Source organism: Agathobaculum sp. TL06 (assembly GCF_054658635.1).
On the sequence record NZ_BAAGGY010000034.1, the window covers coordinates 1 to 17,856 of the forward strand.

At 54.9% G+C, this 17,856-nt stretch carries 17 protein-coding genes, 2 tRNA genes and 2 pseudogenes; 11 read left to right on the forward strand and 10 right to left on the reverse strand.

Annotation, left to right across the window (positions count from 1 at the left end):
- A pseudogene (locus ACYQ3S_RS14695) lies at positions 1-125 on the forward strand (acryloyl-CoA reductase electron transfer subunit beta); the annotation flags it as partial.
- 55 nt (positions 126-180) lie between these two features.
- On the opposite strand, the gene ACYQ3S_RS14700 reads toward ACYQ3S_RS14695, so the two are convergent.
- The 5 genes from ACYQ3S_RS14700 to ACYQ3S_RS14720 all read right to left on the reverse strand — a co-directional run bounded on the left by ACYQ3S_RS14700 (position 181) and on the right by ACYQ3S_RS14720 (position 5,278).
- Positions 181-405, reverse strand: coding sequence for a helix-turn-helix domain-containing protein (locus tag ACYQ3S_RS14700; RefSeq protein ID WP_459690065.1), 225 nt, complete (start codon positions 403-405; stop codon positions 181-183).
- A gap of 279 nt (positions 406-684) precedes the next feature.
- Complete coding sequence (locus ACYQ3S_RS14705; protein ID WP_459690067.1) at positions 685-3,174, reverse strand: ATP-dependent Clp protease ATP-binding subunit; 2,490 nt, start codon at positions 3,172-3,174, stop codon at positions 685-687.
- 51 nt (positions 3,175-3,225) lie between these two features.
- Positions 3,226-4,227, reverse strand: a complete 1,002-nt coding sequence (locus ACYQ3S_RS14710) for an ATP--guanido phosphotransferase (RefSeq protein WP_459690068.1) — start codon at positions 4,225-4,227, stop codon at positions 3,226-3,228.
- Positions 4,224-4,769 (reverse strand): UvrB/UvrC motif-containing protein, encoded by a 546-nt coding sequence (locus ACYQ3S_RS14715; RefSeq protein WP_459690069.1) that lies wholly within the window; start codon positions 4,767-4,769, stop codon positions 4,224-4,226. Before ACYQ3S_RS14715 ends, ACYQ3S_RS14710 begins: the two co-directional genes overlap by 4 nt.
- A 53-nt stretch (positions 4,770-4,822) precedes the next feature.
- Positions 4,823-5,278, reverse strand: coding sequence for a CtsR family transcriptional regulator (locus ACYQ3S_RS14720; protein ID WP_054328337.1), 456 nt, complete (start codon positions 5,276-5,278; stop codon positions 4,823-4,825).
- Positions 5,279-5,589: 311 nt separating this feature from the next.
- Between ACYQ3S_RS14720 and ACYQ3S_RS14725 the strand changes: the two genes are divergently transcribed.
- From ACYQ3S_RS14725 to ACYQ3S_RS14760, 8 genes are all read left to right on the forward strand, one after another.
- Positions 5,590-5,760 (forward strand): DUF362 domain-containing protein, encoded by a 171-nt coding sequence (locus ACYQ3S_RS14725; protein WP_054328336.1) that lies wholly within the window; start codon positions 5,590-5,592, stop codon positions 5,758-5,760.
- Positions 5,761-6,079: 319 nt separating this feature from the next.
- On the forward strand, positions 6,080-7,348 hold the full coding sequence (locus ACYQ3S_RS14730; protein ID WP_459690070.1) for an ArsB/NhaD family transporter: 1,269 nt from the start codon (positions 6,080-6,082) through the stop codon (positions 7,346-7,348).
- A gap of 24 nt (positions 7,349-7,372) precedes the next feature.
- The gene (locus tag ACYQ3S_RS14735; RefSeq protein WP_459690071.1) at positions 7,373-7,837 is read left to right on the forward strand and encodes a hypothetical protein; all 465 of its coding nucleotides are present in this window, start codon (positions 7,373-7,375) and stop codon (positions 7,835-7,837) included.
- Positions 7,838-7,977: 140 nt separating this feature from the next.
- On the forward strand, positions 7,978-9,204 hold the full coding sequence (locus tag ACYQ3S_RS14740) for a cation:proton antiporter (RefSeq protein ID WP_459690072.1): 1,227 nt from the start codon (positions 7,978-7,980) through the stop codon (positions 9,202-9,204).
- Positions 9,205-9,345: 141 nt separating this feature from the next.
- On the forward strand, positions 9,346-10,188 hold the full coding sequence (locus ACYQ3S_RS14745; protein WP_459690073.1) for a hypothetical protein: 843 nt from the start codon (positions 9,346-9,348) through the stop codon (positions 10,186-10,188).
- Positions 10,189-10,542 carry an arsenate reductase family protein gene (locus ACYQ3S_RS14750; RefSeq protein WP_459690074.1) on the forward strand — a complete coding sequence of 118 codons (354 nt, stop codon included), beginning with the start codon at positions 10,189-10,191 and terminating at the stop codon, positions 10,540-10,542.
- Between the two features lie 105 nt (positions 10,543-10,647).
- Positions 10,648-10,736: transfer RNA gene (locus ACYQ3S_RS14755), tRNA-Ser, on the forward strand.
- A gap of 33 nt (positions 10,737-10,769) precedes the next feature.
- Positions 10,770-10,860: transfer RNA gene (locus tag ACYQ3S_RS14760), tRNA-Ser, on the forward strand.
- 115 nt (positions 10,861-10,975) lie between these two features.
- Here the strand turns inward: ACYQ3S_RS14760 and ACYQ3S_RS14765 are convergent.
- The 4 genes from ACYQ3S_RS14765 to ACYQ3S_RS14780 all read right to left on the reverse strand — a co-directional run bounded on the left by ACYQ3S_RS14765 (position 10,976) and on the right by ACYQ3S_RS14780 (position 14,507).
- Positions 10,976-12,151 carry a tyrosine-type recombinase/integrase gene (locus ACYQ3S_RS14765; RefSeq protein ID WP_459690075.1) on the reverse strand — a complete coding sequence of 392 codons (1,176 nt, stop codon included), beginning with the start codon at positions 12,149-12,151 and terminating at the stop codon, positions 10,976-10,978.
- A 153-nt stretch (positions 12,152-12,304) separates the two neighbouring features.
- On the reverse strand, positions 12,305-13,336 hold the full coding sequence (locus tag ACYQ3S_RS14770; protein WP_459690077.1) for a hypothetical protein: 1,032 nt from the start codon (positions 13,334-13,336) through the stop codon (positions 12,305-12,307).
- A complete protein-coding gene (locus ACYQ3S_RS14775; RefSeq protein ID WP_459690078.1) occupies positions 13,323-13,973 on the reverse strand; it encodes a DUF6100 family protein in 651 nt (216 codons plus the stop codon). The genes ACYQ3S_RS14770 and ACYQ3S_RS14775 overlap by 14 nt, the downstream gene beginning before the upstream one ends.
- 339 nt (positions 13,974-14,312) lie before the next feature.
- Positions 14,313-14,507 carry a helix-turn-helix transcriptional regulator gene (locus ACYQ3S_RS14780; protein ID WP_459690080.1) on the reverse strand — a complete coding sequence of 65 codons (195 nt, stop codon included), beginning with the start codon at positions 14,505-14,507 and terminating at the stop codon, positions 14,313-14,315.
- Between the two features lie 154 nt (positions 14,508-14,661).
- On the opposite strand from ACYQ3S_RS14780, the gene ACYQ3S_RS14785 reads away from it, so the two are divergent.
- Both ACYQ3S_RS14785 and tnpC read left to right on the forward strand, forming a co-directional pair.
- Positions 14,662-15,660 carry a DUF6076 domain-containing protein gene (locus tag ACYQ3S_RS14785; RefSeq protein ID WP_459690081.1) on the forward strand — a complete coding sequence of 333 codons (999 nt, stop codon included), beginning with the start codon at positions 14,662-14,664 and terminating at the stop codon, positions 15,658-15,660.
- A gap of 395 nt (positions 15,661-16,055) precedes the next feature.
- Positions 16,056-16,745 (forward strand): annotated as a pseudogene (gene tnpC / locus ACYQ3S_RS14790) (IS66 family transposase).
- Positions 16,746-17,244: 499 nt separating this feature from the next.
- On the opposite strand, the gene ACYQ3S_RS14795 reads toward tnpC, so the two are convergent.
- On the reverse strand, positions 17,245-17,856 hold a 612-nt coding region (locus ACYQ3S_RS14795; RefSeq protein ID WP_459690082.1), incomplete at its 5' end, for a PDDEXK family nuclease.

The following is a 17,856-nucleotide window of genomic DNA, read 5'->3' on the forward strand; positions in this document are numbered from 1 at the left end:
TCGCGGTGAACAAGGCGGATGGCGCGCCGATCTTTGACGTTGCCGACTACGGCATCTGCGGCGACTTGTTCAAGGTTGTTCCCATGATGATCGACGCGATTAAGGCTGCTAAGGCTTCTAAGTAAAAAAACAGAGCGTAAGCGAAAGCCCCTGTCCAATGGACAGGGGCTTTTTTACGGCTTATTTATGATTTTTGGGGTAGGGCGTACGCACATCGGTTTCTCCGAGCAGATAGTCCACGCTGGTATGATAAAAATTCGCCAGCTTAATGAGAACGTCGGTGGGGATATCGCGTTTCCCCATCTCATAGTTGGAGTAGCAAACCTGTGTGCAGTTTAATAGTTGCGCAATATCCCTTTGCAGCAGGTCGGCGTCCTCGCGTAAATTTCTGATTCGTGCGTACATAGTCGGTCCTCTTTCAGAAGAAATGGCTCTATTCAAGTGTACGCAAAACGAATTGTTATATTGACATATAAAACAAAATGTTATATAATGGGCGCAAAGAGAAGGGGACATCGTTTGATGGGAAGCGTATCGGTTATTCTCGGCCTGCTTGTGTTTGGGGTGTTAAACATCGTGCTGATTTTGGTAGAAAAACGCTGATGAGACAGCAATAGCGGTGCGCAGGGCAGTCTTTACGCAAAAAATCCCGATCCATATGGATCGGGATTTTTTAGTCAGGGGTTATTCGTCCTTTGCGCTCTCGCCGGACTTTGATTCGGCAGGAGCCTGCTGCGCCAGCATCAGCTTGCCATCCGCGACATCCAGCGTTACATGGTCGCCTGCCTTGATGCGGCCCTCAAGGGACTGCTCGGCAACGAGATCCTCCACCTCGTTTGTGACCGCGCGGCGCAGCGGACGCGCGCCATATACCGGATCGAAGCCAGCCTTGGCAAGATGCTTTTTCGCGGCGTCGGTCCAGTTCATGACGATCTGCATATCCTGCATGCGTTCGGCGACCTGCCGCAGCATACCGTCCGCAATCTGGGCGATCTCCTCTTCGGTCAGGCGATTGAACACGATGATGTCGTCGATACGGTTGAGGAATTCCGGACGGACCGCGTTCTTCAGCTCGCCGAGCACATCCTCCCTGATCTGCTCGAAGGTGCGTTCGGCATCGCTCGCGCCGCCCGCGGCAAAACCGAGCGACTTGCGGGTATGGCCCGTGATTTTCTGCGCGCCGATGTTCGACGTCATGATGATGATGGTATTCTTAAAGTCAATGTGCCGGCCCTGGCCGTCCGTCAATACGCCATCCTCCAGGATCTGCAGCAGGATATTGAACACATCCGGATGAGCCTTCTCGATCTCGTCGAACAGCACGACCGAGTACGGGTGGCGGCGCACCTTCTCCGAGAGCTGACCGCCCTCGTCGTAGCCCACATAGCCCGGAGGCGAGCCGATCATGCGGGAAACCGCATGTTTTTCCATATATTCGGACATATCAATGCGGATCATGGCGTTTTCGTCGCCGAACATGGCTTCGGCCAGCGCCTTGGAAAGCTCGGTCTTGCCGACGCCGGTCGGGCCGAGGAACAGGAACGAGCCGATCGGGCGCTTGGGGTCGCGCAGACCGACACGGCTGCGCCGGATGGCCTTTGCGACCGCGGTAACGGCCTCGTCCTGGCCGATCACGCGCTGGTGCAGCGTGTCCTCCAGGTGCAGCAGGCGCTGGCCCTCGTCCTCCGTAAGCTGGGCGACGGGGACGCCCGTCCAGCCGGAGATCACAGCGGCGATATCATCCGCCGTGACCGCGCCGTGCGTTTTGGTCTGCTGTTCGGACCATTCCTTTTTGCGTACTTCGAGCGCTTCGCGCTTTTGCTTTTCCTCATCACGCAGCTTGGCGGCGTTTTCGAAGTCCTGGCTCTTGACAGCCTCCTCCTTTTTCGCGGCGACGGCGGCGATTTCGTCCTCCAGCGCCTTCAGGTCGGGCGGCGCGGTCAGCGTGGACAGGCGCACACGCGAGCAGGCCTCGTCGATCACGTCGATCGCCTTGTCCGGCAGATAGCGGCCGGTCACATAGCGCACGGACAGCTTAACCGCGGCATCGATCGCCTCGTCCGGTATCTTGATGCGGTGGTGCGCTTCATACCGGTCGCGCAGTCCCTTGAGAATCTCGACCGCGTCCTCCGGCGTCGGCTCGTCGATCTGCACGGGCTGGAAGCGGCGCTCGAGCGCGGCGTCCTTTTCGATGTTTTTACGGTACTCATCCAGCGTGGTCGCGCCGATGACCTGCACCTCGCCGCGGGACAGCGCGGGCTTGAGGATGTTTGCCGCGTCCGCTGCGCCCTCGGCGGCGCCTGCGCCCATCAGCATGTGCATCTCATCGACAAACAGGATGGTGTCCTTCTTGGCGGTCAGTTCCTCGATAACCTTTTTGATGCGCTCCTCAAACTCGCCGCGGTACTTGGTGCCGGCGATCATGCCGGTCAGGTCGAGCGAGATCACGCGCTTGTTTTTGAGCGTTTCCGGCACGTCGCCCGCTATGATCTTCTGCGCGAGGCCCTCGACAACGGCGGTCTTGCCAACGCCCGGATCGCCGATCAGCGCCGGATTATTTTTGGTGCGGCGGGACAGAATCTGGATGACGCGCTGGATTTCCTTGGCGCGGCCGATGACCGGATCGAGCTTGCCCTCCCTGGCGGCGGCGGTCAGGTCGCGGCCGAACTGGGCAAGCGCGTCCTTATCCGAAGCGCCGCCGGCCGCGCCCGCTTCCGCAAAGCCGCCCTGCTGTGCGCCGCCGAGCGTCTCGCTCAGCTTTTCCGCCAGCGCCTGCGGCGTGACCTTGAGGTTGGCCAGCGCGGTCAACGCCACGTTCTGCCCTTCGCGCAGGATGCCGAGCAGCAGGTGCTCGGTGCCGACGTAATTGGTCCCCATCTGGCCCGCGGACTGCAGCGACAGCTCGATGATGCGCTTGGTGCGCGGGGTCATGCCCTGCGGCGCGGCGCTGTCGGGCGCGCCGCGGCCGGACAGGTCCTCGATCTGCTTCACCAGTGCCTCCTCGGTTACGCCCGCCGCGGCAAGCGCTTTGGCGGCAGGGCCGCCGCCCTCACGCAGCAGGCCGAGCAGCAGATGCTCCGAGCCGATATAACTGTGGCCGAAGGAGCCGGCGGCTTCCTGCGCCAGCGTCAGGGCCTTCTGGGCGCGTTCGGTGAAACGGTTTTGATAAAACATAAGTCAACACTCCTTTCAGGGGGTGGGAAATGGAAAGTGAATAAGGAAAGTTCACGCGAAGCGCAGGCTTTGCGCGGTCTCACGCAGCAGGGCGGCGCGCTTCTGGTCGCGCTCCTGCGGCGCGCCGGTCAGCATGGCCGGCCGGATGCGCTGTTCCAGCCCGTAAAGTGCCTGCGGCTCCACGCCGGACAGCAGACCCATCTGCAGGCCGACCAGCACGTCCGAAATACACTGGATGGCTTCGCCTGTATCGATCAGGTAAGCCGAACGCAGCGTGCCGGCGGCGCGGCAGACGCGGTCCCGCAGCGCGGCTTCGTTCTGGCTGCGCACCTGTTCGCGCGCCTTCTTTTCCGCGTCGATGATCGCGGTCGCGGTCTCGACCAGCTTATCGGTCAGCTCGGCCGCGGAAGCGCCCAGCGTGACCTGGTTGGAAATCTGATAAAACCCGCCGACCGCCTTAGAGCCTTCGCCGTAGGCGCCGCGCACCGCGCACCCGCGGCTGCCGGCATAGCCGGCCAACTGGTTGATGCCGCCGGTGGCGGTCAGCATGGGCAGATGCAGCATGATGGAGGCGCGCAGGCCGGTGCCGACATTGGTCGGGCAGGCGGTCAGGTAGCCCAGCCGCTCGTCATAGGCGAAGGGCAGGTCGGCTTCGATCAGCGCCGCGATGCGGTTGGCGGTTTCCAGGCACTCCTTGGGACACAGGCCCGTGCCGATGACCTGCAAGCGGAGATGGTCTTCCTCCCCGACCATGATGGACACGCCGCCATCACGGGAGACGATCAGCCATCCGCCGTTTTGCGCCAGCTCGGGGGAGATCAGATGCTCTTCGACGAGCTGGGACGCTTCGGTCGAGCGGGGGATGATCTGCTTTTTTTCGAATTCCGGCCCAATGGTGGGGTTGCCGCGCAGCGCGGAAAACACCTTGTCCGCGATCTCGCTGTGCTGCGCCGGCGTCAGCCGGAACGGGTACCCCTTGAGGTTGCGCGCCAGCCTGACGCGGCTGGAGGCGGCCAGGCCGGTGAAGCCGCCGTGTAATGCAAACAGGCTCATTTCTGCTCGCCCTCCATTCTGCGGATCTCGTCGCGCAGGCGCGCGGCCTGCTCATAATCCTCGCTTTCCACCGCCGCCTTGAGCTGCGCGCGCAGGGCTTCGACCGGATCGGCCTGCGGCTGCTCCGGTGCGGCCGGCGCCGCGCCGATATGGCGGTCCGCGCCGTGGAGCTTGCGCACATACGGGTTCAGGATATCCGCGAACGTGCTGTAGCAATCCGGACAACCCACGCGGCCGGTCTGCCGCAGCTCGCTTTCGGTCATGCCGCAGGTCGGGCATTTGCGCTCGGTGCCGAGCAGGGTGGAGGCGGGCGCCGCCGCGCCAAGCATATCGTTCCACAGGCTGCCGAAGCCGCCGCCGAGGAAGGAATGGAACGGGTCGCTCCAGAAATGGTTCATGGACTGGAATGCGTTTTCAAACGCGCCGCCAAGGTTTTCCTTCTGTGCGCATTCCGGACACAGGTGCATCTCGCGCGTGACGCCGTTGATGGTTTCCTTATAATACATGGTCGCTTCATTCTTGCCGCATTTTTCGCATTTCATAAGTCGTTTCTCCTTTCAAAGAGGATGGTGTATCGTGGATTTTTTTACGGGATTCAGATGGTTGCAACGCCCATCACGGCGCATCGGAAGATCGCGGCGCGCAGCCGGTCGCGGTCGGATTTTTCGACCTCCGCGAGTGCGCCGTCCGAACAGGCGGAGAGCAGAAGCTGTCCCTCGCGCTGGGTGAGCAGCTCGGCGGAAACCAGCGCCCGCGTCAGGCGGGCCGCGTCGTTCTGCGTCAGCCGGCCGCCGATGCCGCGCGCGGCCTCCAGCAGTGTGCGCTGCTTATCGTCCAGCAGGCGGACGATGCGGATATAGCCGCCGCCGCCGCGCTGGCTTTCGACCAGGTAGCCGTGCTCTGGCGTGAAGCGCGTTTCGATCACATAATTGATCTGGCTGGGGACGCAGGAAAACCGGTCTGCCAGGCTTTTGCGCTGCACCTCCGCCACGCCGCCGCCCTCCGACAGCATCTCTCCGATAAAGTCGGCGATGATATCTGACATTTTCATGGTGGTCACTCCTTAAGTCGGGGGTTCTTGTTTGACCTTTCCTGACCTTTGATTTCATTATAGAAGATGCCCGATGAAAAAGCAAGGATTTTTTCTGACCAAATTTGACCTTTGTGGAGAAGCAGAACGGGAAAATAATAGGTTTTCTCAGGATTTCTCGTTGAAACAAATTTTTTCTAACTTTTTTGGATAATTGCGCCTTTTATATATATGTGTGAAAAGTTACCGATAGCTAACCACCTGTTTTTGTTGATTTTTTCTTATCTTGTGTTACAATAAGTGTGTAAAATACTTTTGGAGGTGCAATACCAATGGCATATGTTATCAGTGGCGCATGCATTAGCTGTGGCTCTTGCGCGGGCGAGTGTCCGGTAGGCGCTATTGCTGAAGGCGACGGCAAGTACGAGATCAACGCGGACGCTTGCATCGATTGCGGTTCCTGCGCAGGTTCCTGCCCGGTAGGCGCGATTTCGCAGGGCTAAGTTTTTTTAACTTACTTAAAAGCGAAAGTAAGACCCCGCTCCGAATGGAGCGGGGTCTTTTCTTGTCTGCGCTGAGGGGGGACGCCGCGTGCCGGAAGACGCGGGCGCTTCACCGGACGAAAGGGCGATATGTTAAAAAAGCGTAAAGAAATGGGGTATGCTTTGTCACTAAATGACCAAACTTTCACACGAATTCCGAGCAATTCAGGGGAAAATACACATTGCAAAATGGAGAAAAACAGCGCTATAATATGTCGTAATAAAAATTGAGAGCTGTGCGCTGGGAAAGACAACCGACGCATAAGAAGGGGGTAAGAAAATGGACACTATGCAGATCCTTTCTGTCGTTGTTTTTCTGGCGGTCATGGCTGCGATCGTGACGGAAAAAATCCACCGCACGGTGGCGGCGGTGGCGGGCGGCGTCCTGCTTGTGTGCCTGCATGTACTTACGGTGGACGACGCGGTCGGCTATATTGATTTTAACACCATCGGCGTGCTGATCGGCATGATGCTGTTCGTTGCGGTGGTGCGAAACTCCGGCCTGTTTGAATATGTGGCGATCAAGGCGGCAAAAATCGCAAAGGGAAATCCCTGGCGGATCATGCTGCTGTTTACGGTACTGACCGCCGTGCTGTCCGCGTTCCTGGACAACGTGACGACCGTGCTGCTGGTCGGCCCGATGACCATTGCGATCACCGGCATCCTGGGGCTGAATCCGGTGCCGTTTCTGCTGACGCAGATATTGGCGTCCAACATCGGCGGTACGGCGACCCTGATCGGCGACCCGCCGAACATCATGATCGGCTCGCAGGCCGGCCTGAGCTTCGCGGATTTCATCATGAATACCGGCGTGGCGGTGCTCTTTATCATGGCCGCGGTTTGTGTTTGCTTTTATTTTATGTACGGCCGCCGGATGACGGTGGAAGCGGATAAGATGGCGGCGGTCATGCGGCTGGACGAAAATAAGTCGATCAAGGACCGCCCGCTGATGATTAAAAGCATTGTGATGATCGTTCTGGTGGTGCTGGGCTTTGTTTTCCATTCCACCCTGGGCGTGGACTCTTGCATTATCGCGCTGGCAAGTGCTACAATACTGTTGCTGATCGGCCGGCAGGAGACCGAGGAAATTGTGCTGGGCGTGGAATGGTCCACCATCCTGTTCTTTACGGGGCTGTTCGTTGTCGTCGGCGGCATGGTCCAGACCGGTGTGATTACGGCGCTCGGCAACGCACTGGTCACTGTGACCGGCGGCAACGCGATACTGCTGATGCTCCTGATTTTGTGGGGGTCAGCGTTGTTTTCGTCGTTCCTGGATAATATCCCCTTTGTCGCGACAATGATCCCGCTGATCCTCTCCATGCAGGCGGAAGGCATGGATGTAACGGCGCTCTGGTGGGCGCTGTCGCTGGGCGCCTGCCTCGGCGGCAACGGCACGCTGATCGGCGCGTCGGCTAATGTTGTCCTTTCGGGCATTTCGGCAAAGCACGGCCACCCGATCACGTTCGCAAGCTATCTGAAGGTTGGCTTCCCGCTGATGCTGCTGTCGGTCGTTATTTCAACCGCGTTCCTGCTGGTTCGTTTCCATTAACAGATCGAGAAAGAGGGAGATCTTATGATTACAAGCAGTTTTTCCGGCGATATCATCAATGCCAGCCTGCGCCAGCTCGGCGCGTCCTCCATCAAGGAGATCAGGAATGGCATCCTCTATATTGCCAAATTTGAGCTTTCGGAGGAATTGTGCGTCACCTATGTGTTTAACGTGACCAAGCGCAACCGCTATTTTCTGCAGCGCGTGACGCCCTATCCGATTTCGCACGGCGATTTCACGAGCGCGCAGGAGGTTGTGGAGTTCATCCGGAAGGATATCCAGAAGTTCCGCAACGCCCAGAATTCCCATAACTTCCCGAAATTTCTCGATACGACCAATGCGATGGTTCTGTTTTCCCATGCGGTGGAGCTGCTGTTCCTGGAGCGCAACGTTACGCCGGAGGACTTGGACAGCATTTATCAGACGATACAGGACGGCCTGCACAGGATCAAGGATATCCATGACCGTGCGCCCAAGGTGGAAAAGTGAAAAGGAGCTTCTGCACAAAAATGCAGAAGCTTTTTTGGTGATTATTTTGTTGTTTTTTTGACAGGGACTCTGGATGTAATTGAAAAAAACGCTATAATGAAAGATATATGATTTTTTTAGACTGAGAGGGGTGGGGCGTTATGTCCTATGATTTCCTTCTGACCATTGCAATCATCCTGCTTTTTACAAAAATATTCGGCCTGACGTCGGAGCGCGTCCATATGCCGCAGGTGGTGGGCGCACTGGTCGCGGGTGTGATTTTGGGGCCAAGCTGCCTGGGGCTGGTGGGGGAGAACGATTTCCTGATTAAGACCGCGGAGATCGGCGTAATCATCCTGATGTTCAGCGCCGGTCTGGATACCGAGCTGGAGGAGCTGAAATCCACGGGTCTGGCCTCCTTTGTGATCGCGCTGGTCGGTGTGATTGTGCCGTTCATCGGCGGCGTCGCCTGTTACCTGCTGCTGGAAAATGATCCCGCGGATACCCAGAACATGATGAAAGCGGCGTTCACCGGCGTGGTGCTGACAGCGACCTCGGTCTCCATCACGGTGGAGACGCTGCGGGAGCTGGGCAAGCTCAAAAGCAAGGTGGGTACGGCCATCCTGGGCGCGGCGGTGATCGATGATATCCTCGGCATCATCGTGCTGACCGTGCTGACGGGCTTTACCGACCCGACCGTCCAGCCGTTGATGGTGTTTGTGCGGATCGCGGCGTTTTTCGTGTTCCTCTGCCTGATCGGCATTGTCATGCACAAGGCGTTTATTAAAATGGATAAGCTGTGGGGGCATCACCGACGGCTGGCCATTTATGCGCTGGTGTTCTGCTTCCTGCTCAGCTTTGTGGCCGAGCGCTTTTTCGGCATCGCGGATATCACGGGCGCATATTTTGCGGGATTGATCCTGTGCAATATCAGCAATACGCGCGCATACGCGGCCAGTAAGCTCAATGTGCTGAGCTATATGATGTTCTCGCCGCTGTTTTTCGCCTCCATCGGTATCAAGACCGAGCTGGGCGGGCTGACCGGACGGCTGGTGGTGTTCGCGGTCGTCCTGACGCTGATCGCAATCCTGAGCAAGATCATCGGCTGCGGCCTGGGGGCGCGCATGATGGGCTTCCAGACCTATGACGCGGTTTCGATCGGGCTGGGTATGGTGTCGCGCGGCGAGGTCGCACTGATCGTGGCGCAGAAAGGCGCGCAGGCGGGGCTGATCGACGCAAACATGTTCCCACCGATCGTGCTGGTCGTTATTGTGACCACGCTGATTACGCCGATTCTGCTCAAGGTCGGCATGCGGCGGCAGACGCCGGCGAATACCGAGCTTTCGGGCAAAGAGGCGGAAATGCTGCCCAATACAGAGCACTACTGACCGGATACGGAAACCGGACGGACCTGTTCGTTTTTGCAGGTCCGTCTGTCATGAAGGGAGTTTTTTCAGCTTTTCTTGCTGACGCCGCCGTATTGTGGTATACTTATTGCGTATGTCAAAGTTCAAACTGGAGGAAATGGAATGAAGCGATCCAAATTTCTGCCCGTTCTTGCGGTGGTGTTGTGCGTACCCGGCGTTGTGGCGCGCGCGCTCCATTTTTTGAACGGTTTTGATAGCAGGAACGGCCTGCCGGTGACCGGCAACACATGGGTCTGGTACTGCGCTGTTTTTTTCCTGCTGTGCGCGGCCGCTTATGCGGCCATGGCGGCGCCGCTCCGCGCGGAGCGGAAAACGCCGTTCGAGCAGCTGCTGGGTACGCAGGGCGTGGGCTTCCGGATGATGGCGGTCATCTCCGGCCTGCTGCTGGTTTTGGGCGGCGTGGGATACCTTTATCTCACGATGACCACGGTGGAGGAGGATGCGGCCGGCTGGGCGCAGGCCTTGGAGCTTGCCTACGCGGGCATAACCGTGCTCGCCGGCATTTGCAGCATTGGCCTGGCGAAAGCGCAGGGCGTGGAAATGACGTCCCATTCCGCATTGTTGACGCTGGTTCCTCTGTTGTGGAGCTGCCTGCATTTGCTCGTCAATTACCGCATGACCTGCGTGGACCCCAAGCTCCCGTCGTTCGGCTTTGGACTGGTGGGCGATATCCTGCTGGTGCTGGCGTTTTACCATTTGGCGCGGCTGCTGTACGGGAAACCGCGTCCGGCCATGCTGGCGTTCTTTGGCGCGATTGCGGTCACGATGGCGGTATCGGATGCGGCGGGCTATGGCCTGTCTTGGCTGATGGGAGTGCATGGCGTGGCCTGGCCTGCAAAAATGGTGCTGCGCGGCGGCCTGTCCGTGGCTGCGGCGCTGCTGCTGCTGGCGGAGCTTTCCGTATTGACCGCCGGACGGCAGGAAATGGAAAAGGAGGTAGCCTGAATGCTGTTTGTATGTTATCCCAAATGCACCACCTGCCAGAAGGCGCAGAAGTGGCTGGAGGAAAAGGGAGTGGAATATCAGTTCCGTGATATCAAGCAGGAAAACCCGACCGAGCAGGAGCTGCGCCAGTGGCACGCGATGAGCGGGCTGCCGCTCAAGCGCTTTTTCAATACAAGCGGCCTGCAGTATAAGGCGTTGGGCCTGAAAGACAAGCTGCCGGCCATGAGTGAGGACGAGCAGTTCGCCCTGCTGGCGACCGACGGCATGCTGGTCAAGCGGCCGCTGCTGATCGGGGCGGATTTTGCCCTGCCCGGTTTCAAGCCCTCAGAATGGCAGGAACGACTGGACGGCTGACGGATTTTCGGCAGAAGCGTGGGAAGACTGTGCTTCTGCCGAGAAAAGCATTGACATTTACCGATGGATGTAGTATAATCAATCATGCTTATCGGGCAAAGCTACGGAGCGGTATCGAAGTGGTCATAACGAGGCGGTCTTGAAAACCGTTTGTCCGAAAGGGCGCGTGGGTTCGAATCCCACCCGCTCCGCCAAATACCTGATGGCGGAAGCTGCAAACTTGACATGGAGACGTACCCAAGCTGGTGAAGGGGCTCCCCTGCTAAGGGAGTAGGTCGGGAAACCGGCGCGAGAGTTCAAATCTCTCCGTCTCCGCCAGAATTTCGCACTTTTTCGAGATGAAAAAGTGCGATTTTTCTTTTTTATCAAACCAATCAAAACTTCTGAGGCGGGTATAATTTTCTCCACCCCTATCCATACCCCTAAGAGGATGTCACAGGGTAGACACCTGATGGATGAATTTCTCCATGCGGTCTGAGCTCTCCTTACGCATTCGTTCGTTTACATGGCCATATACGTCAAGGGTAAATGCGGCTGTCGCATGGCCAAGGTTCTCCTGAACCGTCTTGATATCATCGCCGTTTTCCAGGGAGACGACTGCATAAGTATGACGAAGGTCATGGAAACGGAAATCAGGAAATCCAAGTTCTGCAATGATCCGCTTAAACTGCCGGTATACCGTGCCGTGAACCAGATGTCCACCAAACTCGTTGGTAAAGACCAGATTCATGGGATTGGACCATGCAGGCCCTGCAGCAAGCTGTAATTCCGACTGATGGATGCGATGCCGCTTGAGCAGTGTCATCACAGATGGTGCCGGTTTGATTACACGGCTGGCGTGATCTTTGGGCTCAGCATAGTCGTATCCGGCACCGCGTTCTTTCAGACGGCGCAGCTGCCGGTGTACCAGAATGGTACCCGAACGGAAATCGACATCTTCCCAGCCCAAGCCGAGCACCTCACCCTGCCGCATGCCGGTAAACAGCGTCACAATATACAGGTCTGCATAGGGATGCCCAGACCGATCAAGCGCATTCATCAGTGCTGCGATCTGTTCATCGCTCAGTGGCTTTACCGGAGCACGCCGTGCCTTAGGCAGATTACAAACGTCGGCAGGATTGGTACGCAGGTAGCCGATCAGCACAGCTTGCTGCAAAGCGCGGTGCAGGACGCCGTGGATTTTCTTGACTGTTTTAGCCGCCAGCCCTTGTGCAAGCATCTTATTGACAAATTTCTGCACCAGCACCGGTGTGATTGCATCCAAGCGGTATCGCCCCAGAAAAGGCTTGATGTGATTTTTACAACTGTCTCGGTAGGAACTGACCGTAAGCGGCGAGCGTCCGGTCAGATACTCCTCCAGCCAGATATCCAGCCATTCGGAAAACTTCATTGCACACGGCGCAACATATTCACCGGTATCGACATCACTTGTTATCTGCCGAAGCCGTTCCCGTACTTCTTTCTGCGTTTTCCCGTAAATGGAGCGGCGGAGCTGTTTGCCTGTTTTTGGATCTGTGCCTACGGTATATCGACCTTCCCAAGTGCCGTCTTTTCGTTTTCGTATATTTCCATTGCCCGCAGCACTGCGGCTCTTTTTTGTTTGTGCCACAATGTCCTCCTTTCCGTGGCACATGGATTCCGTTGCCATAAACAGTATAACATATTCCATGTTGGGTGAGTAGCGGCTTGCTGCATCTGGCAGACGATTTATCTGCCTGTCTGGTTGGGATAAGATCTGCGAATATGCAGGTGGCCTTGACGGTCACACAAGATCAGGCTGTATCCCGTTGCAGTAATCGCTGATATGGTAGCCATCGCATGGGACACCCTCCGGGAGCAGTCCGCGCCTGTGCAGTTCTGTTAGGATTGGCAGCTGAAAATCCCATATCGTCAGATGTACCGAAACATCCGGGTCGTGCTCTTTTGACAGATACACCAGCACATCCATCCACCTGCCATCGAGCGTAGACAGGAATATGCCATCCGCAGGGCGTGCCCCATCCTCCAGATACCGCACCATCTGCGGCCAGTCCTCGCGGCCGAATGCCTGTGCGAAGTATCCGGCGTCCCTTGACAGCGGCAGCAGCACTGCGTTGTCATCGTATGAGATGTAGTAGTTGAGCTGCATGTGCCGGAGTGCATCGCTGCTTTTGTTCAGCGCCCACAGGGAGTATTCCAGAATGTCCACGAGTCCTTTCTCCGTCTCGGTCAGGATGATCTTTTCACAAGGGATCGTATCCTCCTCGCGCAGCCAGACCGACGCATTGCACTCGCCGTTCGAGTTAAGCCGCTGGTTGCCGTTGCCGAAATGGTAGATCAGCGATACCTGCTTGCCGCGCTTGATCTTGCCGACGAAACGGGAATATTTCAGGCTGTCCGAGCTGCGGGCGTCTTTTTTCTCCATCTCGCGCTTGATCTCCAGTGAAGTCTGGTATGATGTTTGACCGAGGAAGAAGAAAAACATCTGTGCTTCGTTGATGCGGCTGAGCCGTATGGCTTTCTGGGCATTTCGGGTAAATTCCGGCTTGTTCGGAATTTCATCCCAGTACTGCGGCTTTGTGCTTTTCCGTATGGCTTCGCAGTACGCAGCATAGCCTGCGTCCGTAATGAAAAAGCTTTTATGTCCCGGCGCTTTGACGATTTCGAGGTAGCCGGCGCGGCATAGCTTCTGGAATGCGTCCTTCACATTTTCGTATGGTAGGGGCAGGAAGGTCAGCACACGATATGGCAGTTGTCCGTATGCCGTGCTGATAAGCAGCAGATATTCTGCCGTACTGTTTCTAAAAATCCGCATGATCTCCTGCCTCCTCACAGACCGGGATCTTGCCGGGCCGGATCAGGATCACCGTCTGGTCTTTCGTTCCCCAGCAGCTTGTCTGGATGTTGGAGCAGTATATGCCGCTGTCGCTGGTGAGCAGATAACGTTCGATAACATTGAGCACGGTGCGTGTCTCCAGATTATCATGGTCGCGCACATCAGCGGGATGATGCGACGCGGAATAGCAATGGAGAAATTCCACCGTGCACTCCCGGAACCGGGGCAGTGCGGATGCATGGCAGGCCAGCAAGGTATCCAGTGGTTCGCACACAAATGTACTGTCATGGCTTCGCTTGGACAGCCGCAGCGGAAGCTGGATCACCACCGAACCATCTTCCCTTACTTCCAGTGAGTACCCGTCCGGCAGGGAGGCATGTTTGCTCCGTGCCATACTTTCCCCCACCCATGCCCGCGAAAAAGATTTCCTGCTGCACAGGAGATCTTTTTCGCGGGCTTCTGCATATACCTCGCGTGCAGCAATGGCAACATCCTGTGCGGCGTTCGCGAGACGGTGCAGGTAATCATCATTCTCCCTGCCGATTGCAAGCCGTTCGGATAATTCATTCAGTTTATGCAGGGCGGACTCGTATGTCGCCCTTGTGGGATCGGTCATTTGCCTCTCCTCCTTTCTTGTGTTTTTGTTTGTGATTCATTGGAACAGTACCGCCCCGGTTGTACAGCAAACGGACCGGTAAAGAGGAACCGCGCGTGTTTGCAAACGCCGGAATCCTGTTACTTCTCCAAGGATTTGGAACACCTGATCAGACTGATTCATTACGGTTTTGCAATTACCGCCCAATCTTCGAATAATTCCCAAAGTGCACCTTTTTGGCGGTTTACATTTTTTGAGGAAAAGGTGCACTTTCCACGAAATTACCGCTTAGGTTTGCAAAAGTACCGTATGCCTGAAACGGCCGAAAAAGTTCCGATTTCCGAAAACCTTACGAATATGTCAGTTCTCGGTCTGGCGGTCGATCCATGCAAGAACCTTGTCCTTGGGTGCCAGTTTTCGTTTGCCGATACAGAGCGTAGGAAAGTCCGCTCGGTTCATCAGCTGGTACGCGCCCGCGCGCGAGATGCCCATCATCGCAGCAAGCTGCTCGGCATTCAGCACATCAGGGTAGTCCTCATATGCCATCCGTTTCATATCCATCCCCCCTTTGCAGTTGACAAATCAGAATGTTTAGTCTATTATAGAAATATAGCTCTATGGAACTATAATAGCATCTTGAAAAGATTTGTCAATAGGTTTATAATTATTTTACAAATTCATATTTCCATATGGAGGTGCATGATTTTCTGTGAAGCAGATTATTCCGTCTGAGTGCCATCTTCGCGTGTATGTTACGACGAAGCAGGAGGTTATTGAGTTCTTTGACAATGCAGTACACATGCAGTACCGGCACACCTTTTCTTACGGAGAAAGCATGATCCAATTACTGGAGGACTGGCAGGAAGAGGATGAAGCCCTTTTACAGGAAACTTACGAATATCTGAAAAGAAGGGAACAGGTAGGAGAGGAAAACATGGGAGAATGGAACGAGATCCTGTTCAGTTTTCAGCATGTGCATAATCCTTTTCTCTATCTGCTGGTGATGCAGCTTGCGCCGTTGCTGCTCAAAAGCTTCTACAATATTGATCCTTCGATTGTCACCGATTTCCGCGATGAGCTGGACAAAGTCAGGGCAGATGCGCACACGCTTCTGTTCGATTGCCTGAGCCCGGAAACGGAGGATATTTACCGCCGGTATTGGGAGATCTGGAAACGCACGCCAATGCGCTTGCCCTCTGTTCGTACGGAATTGCTTCCAGCCCGCACACGTGCGGCCTTTAACGGCTGGATCTCCCCGGCCGAGAACACGGATCCGGAGTATCTTTACAGCACAGAGCAGCAGATGGTAATGGCAGAAGTCTGCTATCCCAAATCCGTACAGGAACTGTACGTTTTTCTCAAATCCACCTATCTGCGTCGTGCGATTCGCTTCAAGCGTTGTCAGCTGTGCGGCAAGCTGTTTGCCGCAACGGACGGCGACCGGACAGAGTACTGTTCCCGTGAATATGAAAAGGGCAAGACCTGCCGGGATGTCGGAGCTGCGCGTGTCTACCAGAAAAAGCTGCTTGGAAACCCGATCACCCGCGCCTATAACCGCGCCTACAAGACCCACAACGCCCGCATCCGCTACGGCACGATGACGCGGGAGGAATTCAATGCCTGGACGGCGGAGGCGAAAAAGCACAGGGATGCGTGCCAGAATGGGGAAATCTCTCTCGAAGCGTTTGAAGCGTGGCTGAAAAAATGAGAAAGATGGGTAACGTATGCGCTGGCTTACACACAAATACGCTGTCATTGATTCATTTAGCCGGATGAAGAAGGGGGACTACCTCCTTGTACTGTCCGTGTATACTGGCCCGGCAGGATGTATGTTTGCTCTGTGCCATACTTTCTCCCACCCATGCCCGCGAAAAAGATTTCCTGCTGCACAGGAGATTTTTTTCGCGGGCTTCTGCATACCTCGCGCGCAGCAATGGCAACATTTTGTGCGACGTTCGCGAGACGGTGCAGGTAATCATCATTCTCCTTGCCGATTGCAAGCCGTTCGGATCATTCCTTCAGTTTATGCAGGGTGGACTCGTGTAAATGCACCACAGGCTTGTACAGGAGAAAGTCCAATATGCGGATGAAACCACGCTCTAGGTGCTGAAGGAACCCGGGAAGACATCCCAGTCCAAGAGCTATATGTGGCTTTACCGGACGGGCAGCTGCGCCAGGCATCCTATGGTGCTCTACGAATTCCGCCCGGATCGTAAAGCCGGCAATGCAGCGAACTTTTTGAATGGCTTTTTCGGTTGGCTGCATACAGACGGATATTCGAGCTACCACAGCCTGCCGGATAATATCCGGGTTGTGGGATGCTGGGCACACCTGCGCCGCAAGTTTGACTAAGCGGTGAAATCCCTGCCGAAGCAGGAACAAAGTGGCTCCACTGCATTGCAGGGGCAGGCGTATTGCAGCAAACTATTCACAATAGAGAAAGAATTACAGGGCTTGCCGCAGGAAGAACGATATACGCAGCGTCTGGAACGGTCCGAACCGGTGATGGATGCTTTGTTGTCATGGGCTTCTGCGAATAAGGCCGCCCCTAAGTCTGCACTGGACAAGGCATTGTACTATCTGGAAAAGCAATGTCCGTATCTGATCCGCGTTCTGGAAGACGGGCGCTTTGAGTTGAGCAACAACCTTGCAGAACGCAGCATAAAGCCATTCGTGATTGCCAGGAAGAACTTCCTGTTTGCAAACACACCCCACGGTGCGCAAGGTAGTGCTGTGATCTGCAGCGTGATTGAAACTGCTAAAGCTAACAATCTTGACCCAAACCTTTATTAACATGGGTGCTGACAATGTCCCGATACTGGCATCCGGAAAGAAAGAATGGGCAGCAGTTTACTGCCGGCACAATATAAATTGAATATCCGGCTTTGAAAAACGGGTCTGCTTACCAAGCAGGACCCGTTTTTTATGTCCATGCGTGTCATATGACTGAATACCAACGCTATGGATAACAACTGCCCAAAGTGGAACTGTCTGCGAAAAGGTAGCTACTCATAAAACAGTATTAACCGACAAACTGAAATAGGGTAGCTGCCATACAGGGGTGAAGAAAAAAGACGGGTGAAAAGAAATCACTTTTCACCCGTCTTTTTTCTTCCTATCACACAGTAGGAACGCCATTTTAAGAATATGAATGCAAAAACTTACCTTATTTGAACGTACTTAGGAAACTGTATAAATAAAGGCTTTTTATCTTTTAAATGCGTAACATACCATACTGGATTAAGTACACAAGAGATATATCCTCCTTTACTACTTTTTGCTTTCGTAAAATTTATCTATCTTGCCATTTACGAATGGTACGCGGTGACATACCATCTTTGCCTTTAGGAAGTAAAGGTGCATTAGGGTCGTACTCATCAGCATCAAACCCGAAAATAACAAATGGGGTATTATCGAGAAGTAAAAAATATGGCTCTAATTCCTCATAATTTGATACTCTGTCTGTCAAATAAAAAGCCATCGCTTTTATTGGCATCATCAAAAAACCAATCGCTATTTCTCCCTTGGCTATTCCAATACAAAGCTTATTCATAGATCGATGAGCAGATGAAATGTTTCCTGTTTCAAATTCAAGACCAGCACAAAATACATCATTCTTTTGGTAGAATTCTTTGTAAACATCAATTGGTCCGCCTTTTTGTACATCGTCATGGAAATACGACAGTGGTTTTTCTCTATACCAGCCGTAATCCTCTTCTAAAATTCGATAGCATCTTTCTTTAACAGGAACAACACCATTACAATTCTTTTTAATATTGTTGAGAACGAAGATGTTATATCCAGGTGTTACATTTTTAATAATAGAATTAGATACCTCATTATAAGCTTGTTTAGCCAATGGGTTACCATTGATTAGATTCTCGCCAACTTTTGATATATACTC